Raw genomic sequence first — 15,439 nt, forward strand, 5'->3', positions numbered from 1 at the left:
CTAATTTGAAACTTTATCAAATCAGCCCTAGCCACCCTCTAGATAGATAGGAGAGGGCGCCTACAGCACGCCCGCGCCACGCAGGCGTTGCACCTCGTCACCCTTCAGCCCCAGCACCTGCATCAGCACCTGTTCGGTATGCTCCCCCAGCAGCGGCGGCGCATTGCGGTACTCCACCGGCGTCTCGGACAAACGAATAGGGCTGGCCACCTGCGGCACGCTGCCGGCCAACGGGTGAGGAATCTCTATGGCCAGGCCACGCGCCTGCACCTGAGGGTCCTGGAACATCTGCGCCAGGTCGTTGATCGGCCCGCACGGTACACCCGCCTGCTCCAGCTGGCTGACCCACTCGGCGGTAGTCTTGAACACCGTGGCCTGGCGAATCAGCGGGATCAGCTCGGCGCGGTTGGCAACACGCAGTTTATTAGTGGCAAACCGTGGGTCATCCGCCCACTGCGGCTGGCCGGCCACCTCGGCGAACTTGCGAAACTGCCCGTCGTTACCCACGGTCAGGATGAAGTCGCCATCGGCGGTAGGAAAATCCTGGTAAGGCACGATGTTCGGGTGCGCATTGCCCAGGCGACGCGGCGCAACACCCGTGGTCAGGTAGTTCATCGCCTGGTTGGCCAGGCAAGCCACCTGCACATCCAGCAACGCCATGTCGATGTGTTGCCCGCCGCCATCGTGATCCCGGTGGGCGAGGGCGGCCAATATCGCCACCGTCGAATACAGCCCGGTGAGAATATCGGTCAACGCCACCCCGACCTTCACCGGCCCCGCACCGTCCTCACCCTCCGGGCGGCCGGTAAGGCTCATCAGGCCACCCAGGCCCTGGATCATGAAGTCATAACCGGCACGCTTGGCGTAGGGTCCGGTCTGGCCGAAGCCGGTGATCGAGCAATAGATAAGCCGCGGGTTGATCGCCCGCAGGCTTTCGTAGTCCAGCCCGTAGGCCGCCAGCCCGCCAACCTTGAAGTTCTCGATCAGGATGTCGGACTTGGCCGCCAGCTCACGTACCAGTTGCTGGCCTTCGGGCTGGGTGAAGTCGATGGTGACCGACTGCTTGTTGCGGTTGGCCGAAAGGTAGTAGGCCGCCTCACTGGTGTTCTCGCCATAGGCGTCCTTGAGAAACGGCGGGCCCCAGGCGCGCGTGTCGTCGCCCGCCCCGGGACGCTCGACCTTGATCACCTCGGCCCCCAGGTCCGCGAGGATCTGTCCGGACCACGGTCCGGCCAGCACTCGCGACAGATCCAGCACCCGCAGATGAGATAGCGCGCCCATGGGCTGGCTCCTTATTAATAGAAAGCCTGCAGACCGGTTTGCGCACGCCCCAGAATCAGCGCGTGCACGTCATGGGTACCTTCATAGGTGTTGACCACCTCGAGGTTGACCAGGTGGCGGGCCACGCCGAACTCGTCGGAGATACCATTGCCGCCCAGCATGTCGCGGGCCAGGCGGGCGATGTCCAGCGCCTTGCCGCAGGAGTTGCGCTTCATGATCGAGGTGATCTCGACCGCAGCAGTGCCTTCATCCTTCATGCGGCCCAGGCGCAGGCAACCTTGCAGGGCCAGGGTGATCTCGGTCTGCATGTCGGCCAGCTTCTTCTGGATCAGCTGGTTGGCGGCCAATGGGCGGCCGAACTGCTGACGGTCCAAGGTGTATTGGCGCGCGGTGTGCCAGCAGGCTTCCGCTGCACCCAGGGCGCCCCAGGAGATGCCGTAGCGCGCCGAGTTGAGACAGGTGAACGGGCCCTTCAGGCCACGTACATCCGGGAAGATGTTTTCTTCAGGCACGAACACGTTGTCCATCACGATCTCGCCGGTGATCGAGGCACGCAGGCCGACCTTGCCGTGAATCGCCGGGGCACTCAGGCCTTCCCAGCCTTTCTCCAGCACGAAGCCACGAATGTCGCCCGCATCGTCCTTGGCCCACACCACGAACACGTCAGCGATCGGGCTGTTGGTGATCCACATCTTGCTGCCGCTCAGGCGATAGCCACCGTCGACGCTCCTGGCGCGGGTGATCATCGAGCCCGGGTCGGAGCCATGGTTGGGTTCGGTGAGACCGAAGCAGCCAATCCACTCGCCGCTGGCCAGCTTGGGCAGGTACTTCTGCTTCTGCGCCTCGGTACCGAATTCGTTGATCGGCACCATCACCAGCGAAGACTGCACGCTCATCATCGAGCGATAGCCGGAGTCGATACGCTCCACTTCACGGGCAATCAGGCCGTAGCACACATAGTTGAGGCCGCTGCCACCGTACTGCTCGGGGATGGTCGCACCCAGCAGGCCAACCTCGCCCATTTCACGGAAGATCGCCGGGTCGGTCTGCTCATGGCGGAAGGCTTCGAGCACACGCGGGGCGAGCTTGTCCTGGGCGAAGTGGAACGCGCTGTCACGCACCATGCGCTCTTCTTCGGTGAGCTGCTGATCGAGCAGCAGCGGGTCGATCCAGTTGAAGCTTGCCTTGCCAGCCATGTGCGAATCCTCGGAAACGTTTTGTCGTGGGTTGATCCTAGGCCGTAACGGGCGTGGCGACAAACGAGGATTGCGCATAGTCTTGTGATAATTTCTCACTTCGTAACGGCACCAACGGCCATTTTTACGACTGATTAGTGAGGTTGACGTATATGCGGCGCAAGATCCCCAGCACCACGGCCCTGGTGTGCTTCGAGGCTGCAGCCCGCCACGAAAGCTTTACCAAGGCGGCCCAGGAGCTCTCCCTGACCCAAGGCGCGGTGTGCCGACAGGTGGGCGGGCTGGAGGAGTTTCTGAATGTGGAGCTGTTTCGCCGCTCGCGCCGTGGCGTGAAGCTCACCGAAGCCGGCCTGTCCTATAGCCGCCGCGTCGCCACCCAGCTGGACGCGGTGGAGCGCGATACCCTGTCGGTGATGGGCCAGCAGGGCGCCAACGTGATCGAACTGGCCCTGGTACCGACCTTCGGCACGCAATGGCTGCTGCCGCGACTGAAGGACTTTCAGCGCCTGCACCCCGAAGTCACCGTCAACCTGACCAACCGCACCCGTCCGTTCCTTTTCGCCGACACCCACTTCGACGCCGCCATCTATTTTGGCGACGCCGACTGGTCGGGTACCCAGTCCCACCGCCTGATGGGCGAGAACCCCGTGCCGGTGTGCAGCCCGGCCTTGCTGGCAGGGCAGGCTAGCCTTAGCGCCGAGGACCTCGCGCAACTGCCGCTGCTGCAGCAGACCACCCGACCCTATGCCTGGCGCCAGTGGTTCAACAGCCTGGAAATGAACGTGGCCCGCGACATGACCGGCCCGCGCTATGAGCTATTCTCGATGTTGGCCCAGGCCGCCATGCACGAGATGGGCGTGGCGTTGATCCCCCCCTTTCTCATCCAGCATGAACTGGGGGAGGGCAGGTTGGTGATTGCCAACCCGCATGCGCTGTCGAGCATCAAGGCGTACTACCTGATGATCCCGGAGCGCAAGGTGGAATCCGCCTCGCTGCGTGCTTTTCGCGACTGGCTGGTAGCCGAGGCCCAGCGCTATGCCGCGCAGCACAAGGATCAGAGCGGTTTGTTGACCCCGTAGTCAGCAAATATCGAGCCCTACAGATATACGAAAATGTCGCAAATGAGCAGACTGTTCCGGTGCACGCCAAAACACCCCTTAACCCTGCTGTTTACGGGGCCTTCGCGACATAAAGCCTGTGCACAAATGCGCTTTCGCGAAATTTGTCTGAAAAAATTTCAAATTTTGCGTAATGTCCCTGAAGCCCACGGTTCGCGGGCTTCAGGCCGTTTATTGCGACATTCGGTCACAGGGTGACTTGTAGTTTATCGTTCGTCACCCTTCAGAACCGGTTGAAGCGATTCAGGATCGCCTGCAAAATGCCGCGCCCCGCCCGGATTCAGGGCGGGATCGTGCTGATCGGCCGCCCCAGACGCACCATCCGCAGTGCGCTGGTTTACCAACAAAAGATCACGCAGGAGAAATTGACGTGCACATTGGTGTTCCTCTCGAAACGCAGACGGGCGAGACACGTGTCGCTGCCACCCCCGAAACCATCAAGAAACTGATCGGCCAGGGTCATCAGGTCACTGTGCAAAGTGGCGCGGGCGTCAATGCCAGCGTGCCCGACAGTGCCTATGAAGCAGCAGGCGCGACCATCGGCAGCGCTGCCGATGCGTTTGGCGCACAGCTTGTACTCAAGGTTGTGGCGCCCAACGAAAGCGAACTGGGCCAGATCAACAGCGGCACCGTTCTGGTGGGCATGCTCAACCCGTTCAACAATGACGTGATTGCCAGGATGGCCGAACGCGGGATCACCGCCTTCGCTCTCGAAGCCGCGCCGCGCACCTCCCGCGCGCAGAGCCTCGACGTGCTGTCATCGCAGGCCAACATCGCCGGCTACAAGGCCGTGCTGCTGGCCGCGCATCACTACCCACGCTTCATGCCGATGCTGATGACTGCCGCAGGCACCGTTAAGGCTGCCCGCGTGCTCATCCTGGGCGCCGGTGTGGCCGGCCTGCAGGCCATCGCCACGGCCAAGCGCCTGGGTGCGGTGATCGAGGCCTCGGACGTGCGCCCGGCGGTAAAGGAGCAGATCGAATCGCTCGGCGCCAAGTTCATCGACGTGCCGTATGAAACCGATGAGGAACGCGAGTGCGCCGAAGGCGTCGGCGGCTACGCGCGGCCCATGCCCGCCAGCTGGATGCAGCGTCAGGCCCAGGCCGTGCACGAACGCGCCAGACAGGCCGACATCGTCATCACCACCGCGCTGATCCCCGGGCGCAAGGCACCGACCCTGCTCAGCGCCGAAACCGTCGCGCAGATGAAGCCGGGCTCGGTGGTCATCGACCTCGCCGCCGCACAGGGCGGCAACTGCCCGCTGACCGTGGCCGACCAGGTGGTGATCGAGAACGGCGTGACCATCGTCGGCCCCACCAACCTGCCAGCACAGGTCGGTGCGGACGCCTCGGCCCTGTATGCACGCAACCTGCTCGACTTCATGAAACTGCTGTTCGACAAGGACGGCGCCCTCACGATCAACCTCGAAGACGACATCGTCGCCGCGTGCCTGATGTGCCGCGACGGCCAGGTCATCCGCAAGAACGGATAAGGAGCCAGACAATGGAAGACATGCTGATCTCTCACGGCGTCTACAACCTGATCATCTTCGTGCTGGCCATCTATGTGGGCTACCACGTGGTATGGAACGTGACCCCGGCGCTGCACACCCCGCTGATGGCGGTCACCAACGCCATCTCCGCCATCGTCATCGTCGGCGCCATGCTGGCCGCCGCGCTGACCGTGACCCCGCTCGGCAAGACCATGGGCACCCTCGCGGTGGCCCTGGCAGCGGTCAACGTGTTCGGCGGTTTCCTCGTCACCCGGCGCATGCTGGAGATGTTCAAGAAAAAGGCCGCGAAGGCTGAGGGGAAGAAGTAAACATGAGCATGAACCTGGTAACCCTGCTCTACCTTGTCGCCTCGGTGTGCTTCATCCAGGCGCTCAAGGGCCTGTCGCACCCGACCACCTCGCGGCGCGGCAACCTGTTCGGCATGCTCGGCATGGCCCTGGCGGTGATCACCACCGTCGGCCTGATCTACAAACTGGGCGCGCAGCTGGCCACCGACGGCATCGGCTACGTGATCGTCGGCCTGCTGGTGGGCGGCACTGCCGGCTCGATCATGGCCAAACGCGTCGAAATGACCAAGATGCCGGAACTGGTCGCCTTCATGCACAGCATGATCGGCCTGGCGGCCGTGTTCATCGCCATCGCGGCCGTGGTCGAGCCACAGTCGCTGGGCATCGTGGCCAGCATCAGCGACCCGATTCCGGTCGGCAACCGCCTGGAGCTGTTCCTTGGCGCCGCCATTGGTGCGATCACCTTTTCGGGTTCGGTCATCGCCTTCGGCAAGTTGTCGGGCAAGTACAAGTTCCGCCTGTTCCAGGGCGCGCCGGTACAGTTCAGCGGCCAGCACAAGCTCAACCTGGTGCTGGGCCTGGCCACCATCGCCCTGGGCCTGATCTTCACCTTCACCGGCAACCTGACCGCCTTCGCCCTGATGCTGGCCCTGGCCTTCGTGATGGGTGTGCTGATCATCATCCCGATCGGCGGCGCCGACATGCCGGTGGTGGTCTCGATGCTCAACAGCTATTCGGGCTGGGCAGCGGCGGGCATCGGTTTCTCGCTGAACAACTCGATGCTGATCATTGCCGGTTCGCTGGTGGGTTCGAGCGGCGCGATCCTCTCGTACATCATGTGCAAGGCGATGAACCGTTCGTTCTTCAACGTGATCCTCGGCGGCTTCGGCGGCGCTGCAGAAGCGGCCGGCCCGGCCGGTGCCAAGGAGGCGCGCCCGGTGAAATCCGGTTCGGCCGACGACGCCACCTTCCTGCTGAGCAACGCCGACACCGTGATCATCGTGCCCGGCTACGGCCTGGCGGTGGCCCGTGCGCAGCATGCGCTCAAGGAACTGACCGAAAAGCTCACCCACAACGGCGTGACCGTGAAGTACGCGATCCACCCGGTGGCGGGGCGCATGCCCGGGCACATGAACGTGCTGCTGGCCGAGGCCGAAGTGCCCTACGACCAGGTGTTCGAGATGGACGACATCAACTCCGAGTTCGGCCAGGCCGACGTGGTACTGGTGCTCGGTGCCAACGACGTGGTCAACCCGGCGGCCAAGAACGATCCCAAGTCGCCGATTGCCGGCATGCCGATCCTCGAAGCCTTCAAGGCCAAGACCATCATCGTCAACAAGCGCTCCATGGCCAGCGGCTATGCCGGCCTGGACAACGAACTGTTCTACCTGGACAAGACCATGATGGTGTTCGGCGATGCCAAGAAGGTCATCGAAGACATGGTCAAAGCCGTGGAATAAGCCCTTGAAAAGGCTGTGACAAATAGCCCCAGCGCGGTACCGGCTGGGGCTTTTTCATGCCCGCCCAGCCGACAGAAGGCTCTACTTCAGGCCTTCGCATTCGACCTTGGTCGCGGGACGCCGACAGGCGAAATCAATAGACTGCGCATCTAGCTTTAGTAGCCCGAGATAATAATCCATGTACCGTGATCGTATTCGCTTGTCCTCTTTGCACAGCAAGGTAATGAGTGCGGCCGATGCCGCAGGTTTGATCGAGGACGGCATGACCGTCGGCATGAGCGGTTTCACCCGTGCCGGCGAAGCCAAGGCCGTGCCCCACGCACTGGCCGAGCGAGCCAAGCTGTCGCCGCTGAAAATCAGCCTGATGACCGGCGCCAGCCTGGGCAACGACCTCGACAAGCAGCTGACCGAAGCCGGTGTGCTGGCCCGTCGCATGCCGTTCCAGGTCGACAGCACCCTGCGCAAGGCCATCAACGACGGCAAGGTGATGTTCATCGACCAGCACCTGTCGGAAACCGTCGAGCAACTGCGCAACCAGCAGCTCAAGCTGCCGGACATCGCGGTCATCGAAGCGGTCGCGATCACCGAAGACGGCCACATCGTGCCGACCACCTCCGTGGGCAACTCGGCCAGCTTCGCCATTTTCGCCAAGCAGGTCATCGTCGAGATCAACATGGCGCACAACGCCAACCTCGAAGGCCTGCATGACATCTATATCCCGACCTACCGGCCGACCCGCACGCCGATCCCGCTGGTGAAAGTCGATGACCGCATCGGCAGCACCGCGATCCCGATCGACCCGGCCAAGATCGTCGGCATCGTCATCACCGAGCAGGCGGACTCGCCGTCCACCGTATTGCCGCCGGACGACGAAACCCAGGGTATCGCCAACCACCTGATCAACTTCCTCAAGCAGGAAGTCGACGCCGGGCGCATGACCAACAAGCTCGGCCCACTGCAGGCCGGCATCGGCAGCATCGCCAACGCGGTGATGTGCGGTCTGATCGACTCGCCGTTCGAAGACCTGACCATGTACTCCGAAGTGCTGCAGGACTCGACCTTCGATCTGATCGACGCCGGCAAGCTGAGCTTTGCCTCGGGCAGTTCCATCACCCTGTCGACCCGTCGCAACGCCGACGTGTTCGGCAACCTGGAGCGCTACAAGGACAAGCTGGTGCTGCGTCCGCAGGAAATCTCCAACCACCCTGAAGTGGTACGGCGCCTGGGCATCATCGGCATCAACACCGCACTGGAGTTCGACCTGTACGGCAACGTCAACTCCACCCACGTGTGCGGCACGCGCATGATGAACGGCATCGGTGGCTCGGGCGACTTCGCGCGCAACGCGCACCTGGCCATCTTCGTCACCAAGTCCATCGCCAAGGGCGGCGCGATCTCCAGCGTGGTACCGATGGTCAGCCATGTGGACCACACCGAGCACGACGTGGACATCCTCGTCACCGAGCAGGGCCTGGCCGACCTGCGTGGCCTGGCGCCGCGCGAGCGCGCCCGGGTGATCATCGACAACTGTGTGCACCCGGACTACCGCGACGCACTGAACGACTACTTCACCCGCGCCTGCGAAAAGGGTGGGCACACCCCGCACATCCTGCGCGAAGCCCTGCAGTGGCATGAAAACCTGGAAGAAACCGGGCGCATGCTGGCCAGCTGAAGCCGTCCCTGTACAGCCGGTGGCGCGCAATGCGCACCGGCTGTACAGTTGCCCGGCTCAACCGTTACACAAACTGTTCTCCTGTACCGGTGTTTTGACGGTACCTTCCTACGCAAAATCCCCTCATTGACCCTAAATTGCACCATTTCAGTGCGGACCAGTACAGTTGCGTCCAATCCGAGTGCAACAGTCTGCATAAACAGTTAACTGGGCCATCACAATGCAGGTGAACTGTATCTACTGTTATGGACGACACAGGAGGATCATTGGCATCAGTTAAATCACTACCTAATGCCGCCACAAGCGGAAGGATGACACCATGGAACGTACACTCAGTTCCGATCTGGCTTTTGAAAACAACGCTCAACAATCCCAGGGTTCGCTGCCACTGCGCCTGCTGGCCAACCTGATGCTGTGGCAACGCCGCATCGCCAGCCGCCACCAACTGGCTCGCCTGGACTCGCGTCTGCTGGCTGATGCCGGTATCAGCGAAGCACAACGTTACGAAGAGCTGAGCAAGCCTTTCTGGCGTTGATGCAGGGCCCGCCGGCCAACGCCGGCACCCCGAATTCAAAAACCCGTCGCAGGTGACTGCTGACGGGTTTTTTGTTTGAAAGGCCCGTGCCAGAGCATTCGAACCCAATACCAGTACAGTTTTTATAAACCAAAATACCACTAGTACAATCGTACAGCTGCGCTGCAGGAGCCGGCGAAGCAGACGCCGCTGCACCACCTGCTGCATAATAGCCGGGCCCATATTCAGGAGATCGACCATGTCCCGTACCCGCCTGCTTGGCGCCGCAATGTTGCTGGCCCTGGCCTCCACTGCCCACGCATCCAGCTTCGTGGTCACCACCGATACCGTGGTGCGTGGCGTTGCCGCCTCCACCAACGCGACCTCCGATGCCTCCTCATCGCTGCGCGATGACAAGATCGTGCGCGCCGCCCGTGACGACGCCGCCAGCTTCGTCGCCAGCCAGGGCGCCATCCGCGGTGTGAAACTGGAAAGCGCCTTCGCCCACATCCGCCAGCAGGCCCCGACCCTGCAGGCTTCCGACGCCCAACTGGCCCAGGCGATCCTGGCCATCTGAACCGCGCAAGGGCCCGGTACACGTAACAACGTGTAAAAGCCGGGTACCCTGCGCTGGTCCCCACCCGCGCATTGGGATAGCCTTGCCGCCTGATTTCACAGCCAACCAGACCTCATGCGTTATTTGCTACCGCTGCTGCTCGCACTCTGCGCGTCGACTGCTGCCCAGGCCTTCGACCTGACCACTCAAAGCCTTGTGATTGCGGGCTACGCCACCAGCAAGGTGACCACCGCCCCGTTCGATCGCAAGCTGATCCTGGCCGCCCACGACGATGCCGCCGCCTTCGTCGCCAGCGACGGCGCCCTGCGTGGCGCACAGCTGGAAGCCGCCCTGAACGCACTGCGCCAGCACACCCCCGAACTTCATGCCAGCGACCTTGAACTGGCGCAGGCAATTCTCGTCCAATGATCACAACCGATTTTCCGGAGATGCTCCATGCGTAAACCGCTGATTGCCGCCACCCTCGGCCTGATGCTGCTGGCCGACGTGGTCCAGGCACAAACCCTGGTGGCCACCAGCAATATCATCGTGCGTGCCTTTGGCCGCTCGATCGACTTCACCTCCGACACCACCACCTCGATCCGCGACTCCAAGGTCGTGCGCGAGGCCCGTGACGATGCCGCCAGCTTCGTCGCCAGCCGTGGCGATATCCGTGGCGCGCAACTGGAAGCTGCCTTCGATACCCTGCGCCAGCGCGTTCCCGAAGCACGCGACGCCAGCGACCAGGTGCTGGCCGAAGCCATCCTGTCGCTGTGAAACCCCTTGCCTGGCTGTTGGGCAGCGTACTGACGCTGCTCGGCGCCCCTGCGCTGGCCGACCTGCAACTGCACCTGCAGGCAGACGGCCTCGACCCGCAACAGCAGCGGGCCAGCCAGGCATTGCTCGACGAAGCCCTGCAGGCCCTGCCGCCACGCTTGAAGGCTGAGCTGGACCGCCGCGTCGACGTCTCCTGGACCACCCGCATGCCCGAAGACGCCTATGGCCAGGCGTCGCTGGTATCGAGCCTGGAGCTCAACCGGCGCCTGCTGCCGGGCCTCACCGATGGCAGCGCTGCCACCGCGCAGACCGGCCGGCCGCATGGCACGGTGCGCCAGGAGCTGCTGGCCACCGTTCTCCACGAGCTCACTCACCTGTATGACCGCGCCCGCCTGTGGCCAGCGCCCGAGCGCCGGCTGATCAGCCGCTGCGTGCGCCAGAACACCAGCCTGGGCAAAGTCGGGCTGCCCGATGAATGCCGCGGCCAGACCGAACGCCGCTTCACCCTCAGCGACGACCCGCGCCTGCTCGACCTCGCCGGCTGGCCGCAATACGTGGGCCGGCGTGGCGAGCGCGAACAGCACAACCGCCAGATCGCACGCACCCCGGACAGCTACGAGCTGAGCAGCCCCAAGGAATTCATCGCGGTCAACATGGAGTACTTCCTCCTCGACCCGAGCTACGCCTGTCGCCGCCCGGCCCTCTACAAGTACCTGCGCGAGCATTTCGACTGGGCGCCTGCCGTTGCCGAGTGCGCGCCGGGGCTGCCGTTCCTCAACGCCGGCAACGACTTCGACAAGCAGCCGCTGGGCCAGGTCGACCCCGAACGCGTGTACGCCGTGGACTTCCTGCTGGCCGAAGCCAACCAGAACTGGGTCAGCCGCTGGGGCCACAGCATGCTGCGCCTGGTGATCTGCGCGCCGGGGCGCCCACGCGGTCCGGACTGCCGCCTGGACCTGGACCAGCACCTGGTGCTCTCGTACCGTGCCTTCGTCAACGACGTGCAGCTATCGAGCTGGGACGGCCTGACCGGCGCCTACCCCTCGCGCCTGTTCGTGCTGCCACTGGCACAGGTGATCGACGAGTACACCAAGACCGAACTGCGCAGCCTGGCTTCGATCCCGCTCAAGCTCGACCGGGACGAAATCGAAGACCTGGTGCGCCAGGCCGCCGAGATGCACTGGAACTACGACGGCCACTATTACTTCCTGTCGAACAACTGCGCGGTCGAAACCCTCAAGCTGCTGCGCAGCGGCACCGGCAACCCGCGCCTGGCCGGGCTCGACAGCATCATGCCCAATGGCCTGCTCGAGGTGCTGCAGGGTCGTGGCCTGGCCGACATGAGCGTGCTCGACGACCCGCGCGAAGCCTTGCGCCTGGGCTACCGCTTCGACTCCTACCGCGACCGCTACCAGGCCATGTTCCAGGTGCTCAAGCAGCACCTGCCGGTGCCGCAGGCCAGCGTCGAGGCCTGGCTCGAACAGCCACCCGCCCAGCGCCAGCAATGGTTCGCCCAGGCCGACCTGCGCACCAGCGCGGCCTTGTTGCTGCTGGAACAGGCCGGCCTGCGCCGCCAGTTGCTGCTGGCCCAGGACGAGGTCAAGCAGCGCTACCTCAGCGGTCGCGAGCTCAACGACACCAACGTGGCCCAGGCCAACAGCACCCTGCAGCAGATCCTTGCCAACAGCGGCTTTCTCAGCAAACCGGCCGAACTGCTGAGCGGCAGCGGCTACGGGCTGCCCCAGGCCAGCGAACGCCAGCAGCTGGAGCAGGCCAGCAGCCAGCGCCAGCAGCAACTGCAGCGCCTGACCGGCGACCTGGACAAGGAAGTACGCGCCTTGCTCGGCCCCGAGCGCGCCGCCGAAATCGCCGCCGTCGAAGCCAACCTCAAGCAGCTCGGCGAACACCTGCGCGCATTGCACAAGGCCGCTGGCGGGCTGCAATTGCCCTGAGTCGGTAGTTGACTTTGTAACTGCCTGTGCCACTATTTCGCCGCTTGAAAAATGGCATTTGGCTGCCATTGCGCCCCGCCGAAAGGCGCCGGGACATTTCGCAGAACCTCTTTCTTTCGACGTGACGGCCTGACCTCAAGCAGGCACTGCCGCGCACGGACGACCGTTGGCATGGTGGGATTATATGGACGTAGTCGGAGACGACCGCGAGTACGAGTGGTCGCTGGATGGGCAACGCTGGTTGCAGGATGCCCATGGCAGGTTCTCCCTGACCCACGTCGCCGGCAAGGCGCTGGAAGACGCGCAGCCCGACCTGGACTTTCTCGTCGGTGCGCAGCAGGCGCCCGGTGCGCAGGGCTGGCTGCCGGCCAGCTTCCGCCATTGCCCGCAGACCGGTACAGCCCTCACACCCGTGCGCTTCGACCGCCAGCAACGCTGGTTGCCGCCCTATGGCAACGGTAGCGGACGCCGGGTGGTGGAGGGCAGTTGCCGGCTCGACGGTGCCGAGCACACCCTCGCCGCGTTGTACCGCAAGCTGGACGGCGCCACCCCGCGCAGCCTGAACACCGCGCACAAGTACGACCAGCTGCCACGCAAGAACGGCTTGAATTTTCTCGTCGCCAACCTGGGCGGTCATCGCGAGGCGCTGTTTGCGCTGGCCCGCGACGGCAGCCTGTTCCGCTGGCAGCGCCAGGCCCAGGAGTGGGCGGCGCTGTTGCCGCACAGCACCCCGATCGGCCGTTGCAGCCTGCCCAGCTGGGCGTGGGGCGTGAGCCTGCGCGAGGTGGGCGAACAGCAACGCCTGCTGCTGGCCTGTGACGAGGGTGCCACCGAGGTGCGGGTCGACCCGCTCGATGGCCGCTACCATGTCGACCGCTGCCCGGGCCGTGCCATCGCCGCCCCCGGCGATCTCGACGACCAGGTACTGATCCCGCAGCAGATGCCCGACGGCAGCTTCAGCCTGGTGGCACGCCACAATGAACAGTGGACCCTGCACCCCATCGCCCACGCCAACCCGGCGCACCTGCAGGGCCTGTCCGCGCCACTGCGCGACCCGGCCTCGCGGCGCCTGCTGTGGATCGGCGCCCACGGCTACCTCAGCGTCAAGCTCGGCGCCCAGCTGGACGCCCAGTGGCTGAGCTGGCCCGCCGGTGCCCAGGCCCGCCCCGAATACGGCCCGCCGTTCGTCAACGGCTACGGCATCTGGCAGCAGCTGTTCGAGGGCAGCGAGCAGTACTGCCTGCGCCTGGACTCGGACGAACGCAAGGAAGTCAAAGGCTCGCGCCTGAGCACCGGCCACCTGAACTACATGTTCAACGTGCGCCTGGATGCGCCCTGGGGCGAGCACGACGTCGACAACACCCCCACCCGGCGCGAAGTGGTCTACCCCTTCATCGAGTTCATCGACAGCCAGTACCTGCTGTCGGTGCGCGTCGAGTGGCCGTCGAGCCTGCAACAGTTCTTCGGCAACGACCAGGCCATCGACAGCCAGTTCTGCCTGGAACGTGTGGGCCAGCCGCCCTTGAGCATCACCCTCAAAGTGGCCCAACCCTGGAACGCCCAGTGGTTCTTCCACGACAACGCCCTGTGGCTGTACATCGATTCGACTGGAGCGCTCTACCGATGGAACGCATGAACCGCCTGCTGCGCCGTGGCCTGCTGCTGGCCCTGAGCCTGGTGTGCCTGAGCGCCCAGGCGCAACCGCTGCGCCAGGTGTTTCTGGTACAGAACTCCGGCTGGATGGAGCCGTTCTACCTCGACCCGGCTTCGGGCTTCAAACCGCTGATCACGCAACTGGCCGCCACCGCCGCCGGCAACGGCGAAGTGGTGATCGGCGCCTTCAACCAGGCCGACAGCAGCCACCCCTCGCCGCAATGGACCTACCGCGGCCCCGGCACCCACGCCAAGCTCGGTGACAGCGTCAATGCACTGGCCCTGGCACGCAAGGCCAGTGGCGCCTATGCCGACACCGACTTCAAGGAAGCCCTGCTGGCCGCGATCAAGACCGGCCTGGAAGGGCGCGAAGGCATCATCTGGATCGTCACCAACAACAAGAACAGCCCCAATAACAGCAGCGAGACCCAGCTCAAGAACCGCGAGTTCTACGACCTGCTGCACAAGGAAGACGTGATCAGCCGCATCGCCGCCTTCCCGCAGAAGATGCCGGTCAAGAGCAGCAACTTCGAAGCCAACGGCCTGATGATCTACGCCCTGGCCTACGGCGCCAATGCCGGTGCCGCGCTGGAACAGGTGCTGGCCCAGCCGGCCCTGGCCAAACTGCTGAACGACGCGCGTGTACGCCTCAAGCCGCTGACCCAGGCCGCCGTGCGCTTCATCCCGACCGGCGTCAAGGACACCCCCGACGTCAGTGCAGAGCTGGCCCCCGACCAGCAGACCGTGGTGCTCAACATCAACGTCGACGGCTCGCCCAAGACCGCGGTGTTGCTGGGCCGCTTCGAGAACCAGTTCAACCCCTACCAGATCCACTCGGCCAAGGTCGCGATGAGCCTGGACATGCCCGGCGAAGCCCTGCAGTCGGCGATCTCGATGGACCGCATCGAGAACCTCGAACCCGGCGCCCGCTCCGACGAGCTGTCGATCAGCCTGCAACTGCCGCCGCTGCCGTCGCAGTGGTCCAGCGAAGTGCTGCTGTCCAGCGGCTACCAGCGTGCCGGGGCCATCGAAGTGCGCCTGAGCGAGCAGCAACTGCAGATTTCCCAGCAGTTCATCGAGCGCATGAACGAGCTGTTCCCCAACGATGCACTGCCCGATGTGTTCCTGCCGTCCAGCGAAGCCAGCGCTTCGGCCACCCGCCTGCCGATCGTGCTGCAGATCAGCTACCCGCTGGGCCCGGTGCTGTTGCTGCTGGCCCTGCTGGTGCTGGCGTTGATCGGCCTGTTGCTGGCCAAGGCCCTGATCGGCGGCAAGAAGCCGGTCACGGTGATGGTCGAAGGCATCGCCCAGCAGTACCCGCTCAAGCCGTTCAGCAGCGCCAGCGTCTATGACGCCCGGCAGAACAAGGTCGCGACCGTAAAGCGCGGCCTGTTCGGCGCCACCCTCGAAAAACTCGCCGCCGACGTCGCCGTGCGCCTCAAATAACCCAGGACCCCGAT

The 15,439-nt window shown here is 64.2% G+C and carries 14 protein-coding genes; 12 read left to right on the forward strand and 2 right to left on the reverse strand.

Features of this window, described 5'->3' with window-relative positions; translation table 11 throughout:
• Window positions 1-60 precede the first annotated feature (60 nt).
• Window positions 61-1,281 (reverse strand): CaiB/BaiF CoA-transferase family protein, encoded by a 1,221-nt coding sequence (locus DN388_RS20420; RefSeq protein WP_043862337.1) that lies wholly within the window; start codon window positions 1,279-1,281, stop codon window positions 61-63.
• 14 nt (window positions 1,282-1,295) lie between these two features.
• The gene (locus tag DN388_RS20425; RefSeq protein WP_054916007.1) at window positions 1,296-2,477 is read right to left on the reverse strand and encodes an acyl-CoA dehydrogenase; all 1,182 of its coding nucleotides are present in this window, start codon (window positions 2,475-2,477) and stop codon (window positions 1,296-1,298) included.
• 152 nt (window positions 2,478-2,629) lie between these two features.
• On the opposite strand from DN388_RS20425, the gene DN388_RS20430 reads away from it, so the two are divergent.
• From DN388_RS20430 to DN388_RS20485, 12 genes are all read left to right on the forward strand, one after another.
• On the forward strand, window positions 2,630-3,556 hold the full coding sequence (locus DN388_RS20430) for a LysR family transcriptional regulator (protein ID WP_054916008.1): 927 nt from the start codon (window positions 2,630-2,632) through the stop codon (window positions 3,554-3,556).
• Between the two features lie 409 nt (window positions 3,557-3,965).
• The gene (locus DN388_RS20435) at window positions 3,966-5,087 is read left to right on the forward strand and encodes a Re/Si-specific NAD(P)(+) transhydrogenase subunit alpha (RefSeq protein WP_255001979.1); all 1,122 of its coding nucleotides are present in this window, start codon (window positions 3,966-3,968) and stop codon (window positions 5,085-5,087) included.
• An 11-nt stretch (window positions 5,088-5,098) separates the two neighbouring features.
• Complete coding sequence (locus DN388_RS20440) at window positions 5,099-5,416, forward strand: NAD(P) transhydrogenase subunit alpha (protein ID WP_043862333.1); 318 nt, start codon at window positions 5,099-5,101, stop codon at window positions 5,414-5,416.
• 2 nt (window positions 5,417-5,418) lie between these two features.
• Window positions 5,419-6,855, forward strand: coding sequence for an NAD(P)(+) transhydrogenase (Re/Si-specific) subunit beta (locus DN388_RS20445; RefSeq protein ID WP_043862332.1), 1,437 nt, complete (start codon window positions 5,419-5,421; stop codon window positions 6,853-6,855).
• Between the two features lie 178 nt (window positions 6,856-7,033).
• Window positions 7,034-8,527 carry an acetyl-CoA hydrolase/transferase family protein gene (locus DN388_RS20450; protein WP_043862331.1) on the forward strand — a complete coding sequence of 498 codons (1,494 nt, stop codon included), beginning with the start codon at window positions 7,034-7,036 and terminating at the stop codon, window positions 8,525-8,527.
• Window positions 8,528-8,846: 319 nt separating this feature from the next.
• Entirely contained in the window at window positions 8,847-9,062 is a 216-nt protein-coding gene (locus DN388_RS20455) for a DUF1127 domain-containing protein (protein WP_043862330.1), read from the forward strand.
• 238 nt (window positions 9,063-9,300) lie between these two features.
• Window positions 9,301-9,618, forward strand: a complete 318-nt coding sequence (locus DN388_RS20460) for a DUF2388 domain-containing protein (protein ID WP_043862329.1) — start codon at window positions 9,301-9,303, stop codon at window positions 9,616-9,618.
• Between the two features lie 114 nt (window positions 9,619-9,732).
• Complete coding sequence (locus DN388_RS20465; RefSeq protein ID WP_054916009.1) at window positions 9,733-10,026, forward strand: DUF2388 domain-containing protein; 294 nt, start codon at window positions 9,733-9,735, stop codon at window positions 10,024-10,026.
• A 27-nt stretch (window positions 10,027-10,053) separates the two neighbouring features.
• The gene (locus DN388_RS20470) at window positions 10,054-10,374 is read left to right on the forward strand and encodes a DUF2388 domain-containing protein (protein WP_043862327.1); all 321 of its coding nucleotides are present in this window, start codon (window positions 10,054-10,056) and stop codon (window positions 10,372-10,374) included.
• Window positions 10,371-12,326, forward strand: a complete 1,956-nt coding sequence (locus tag DN388_RS20475; RefSeq protein ID WP_255001982.1) for a DUF4105 domain-containing protein — start codon at window positions 10,371-10,373, stop codon at window positions 12,324-12,326. The genes DN388_RS20470 and DN388_RS20475 overlap by 4 nt, the downstream gene beginning before the upstream one ends.
• A gap of 184 nt (window positions 12,327-12,510) precedes the next feature.
• The gene (locus tag DN388_RS20480; RefSeq protein ID WP_058542006.1) at window positions 12,511-13,962 is read left to right on the forward strand and encodes a hypothetical protein; all 1,452 of its coding nucleotides are present in this window, start codon (window positions 12,511-12,513) and stop codon (window positions 13,960-13,962) included.
• Window positions 13,950-15,425, forward strand: a complete 1,476-nt coding sequence (locus tag DN388_RS20485; protein ID WP_043862324.1) for a hypothetical protein — start codon at window positions 13,950-13,952, stop codon at window positions 15,423-15,425. Before DN388_RS20480 ends, DN388_RS20485 begins: the two co-directional genes overlap by 13 nt.
• Window positions 15,426-15,439 lie beyond the last annotated feature (14 nt).

It is taken from the genome of Pseudomonas sp. S12(2018) (genome assembly GCF_024355235.1).
Lineage (GTDB): Bacteria > Pseudomonadota > Gammaproteobacteria > Pseudomonadales > Pseudomonadaceae > Aquipseudomonas > Aquipseudomonas palmensis.

Excerpts from the sequence above, each read along its gene's own strand:
- DN388_RS20420 (WP_043862337.1), bottom strand. The coding sequence starts at position 1,281 with ATGGGCGCGCTATCTCATCTGCGGGTGCTGGATCTGTCGCGAGTGCTG.
- DN388_RS20425 (WP_054916007.1), bottom strand. The coding sequence starts at position 2,477 with ATGGCTGGCAAGGCAAGCTTCAACTGGATCGACCCGCTGCTGCTCGAT.
- DN388_RS20430 (WP_054916008.1), top strand. The coding sequence starts at position 2,630 with ATGCGGCGCAAGATCCCCAGCACCACGGCCCTGGTGTGCTTCGAGGCT.
- DN388_RS20440 (WP_043862333.1), top strand. The coding sequence starts at position 5,099 with ATGGAAGACATGCTGATCTCTCACGGCGTCTACAACCTGATCATCTTC.
- DN388_RS20445 (WP_043862332.1), top strand. The coding sequence starts at position 5,419 with ATGAGCATGAACCTGGTAACCCTGCTCTACCTTGTCGCCTCGGTGTGC.
- DN388_RS20450 (WP_043862331.1), top strand. The coding sequence starts at position 7,034 with ATGTACCGTGATCGTATTCGCTTGTCCTCTTTGCACAGCAAGGTAATG.
- DN388_RS20455 (WP_043862330.1), top strand. The coding sequence starts at position 8,847 with ATGGAACGTACACTCAGTTCCGATCTGGCTTTTGAAAACAACGCTCAA.
- DN388_RS20460 (WP_043862329.1), top strand. The coding sequence starts at position 9,301 with ATGTCCCGTACCCGCCTGCTTGGCGCCGCAATGTTGCTGGCCCTGGCC.
- DN388_RS20465 (WP_054916009.1), top strand. The coding sequence starts at position 9,733 with ATGCGTTATTTGCTACCGCTGCTGCTCGCACTCTGCGCGTCGACTGCT.
- DN388_RS20470 (WP_043862327.1), top strand. The coding sequence starts at position 10,054 with ATGCGTAAACCGCTGATTGCCGCCACCCTCGGCCTGATGCTGCTGGCC.
- DN388_RS20480 (WP_058542006.1), top strand. The coding sequence starts at position 12,511 with ATGGACGTAGTCGGAGACGACCGCGAGTACGAGTGGTCGCTGGATGGG.
- DN388_RS20485 (WP_043862324.1), top strand. The coding sequence starts at position 13,950 with ATGGAACGCATGAACCGCCTGCTGCGCCGTGGCCTGCTGCTGGCCCTG.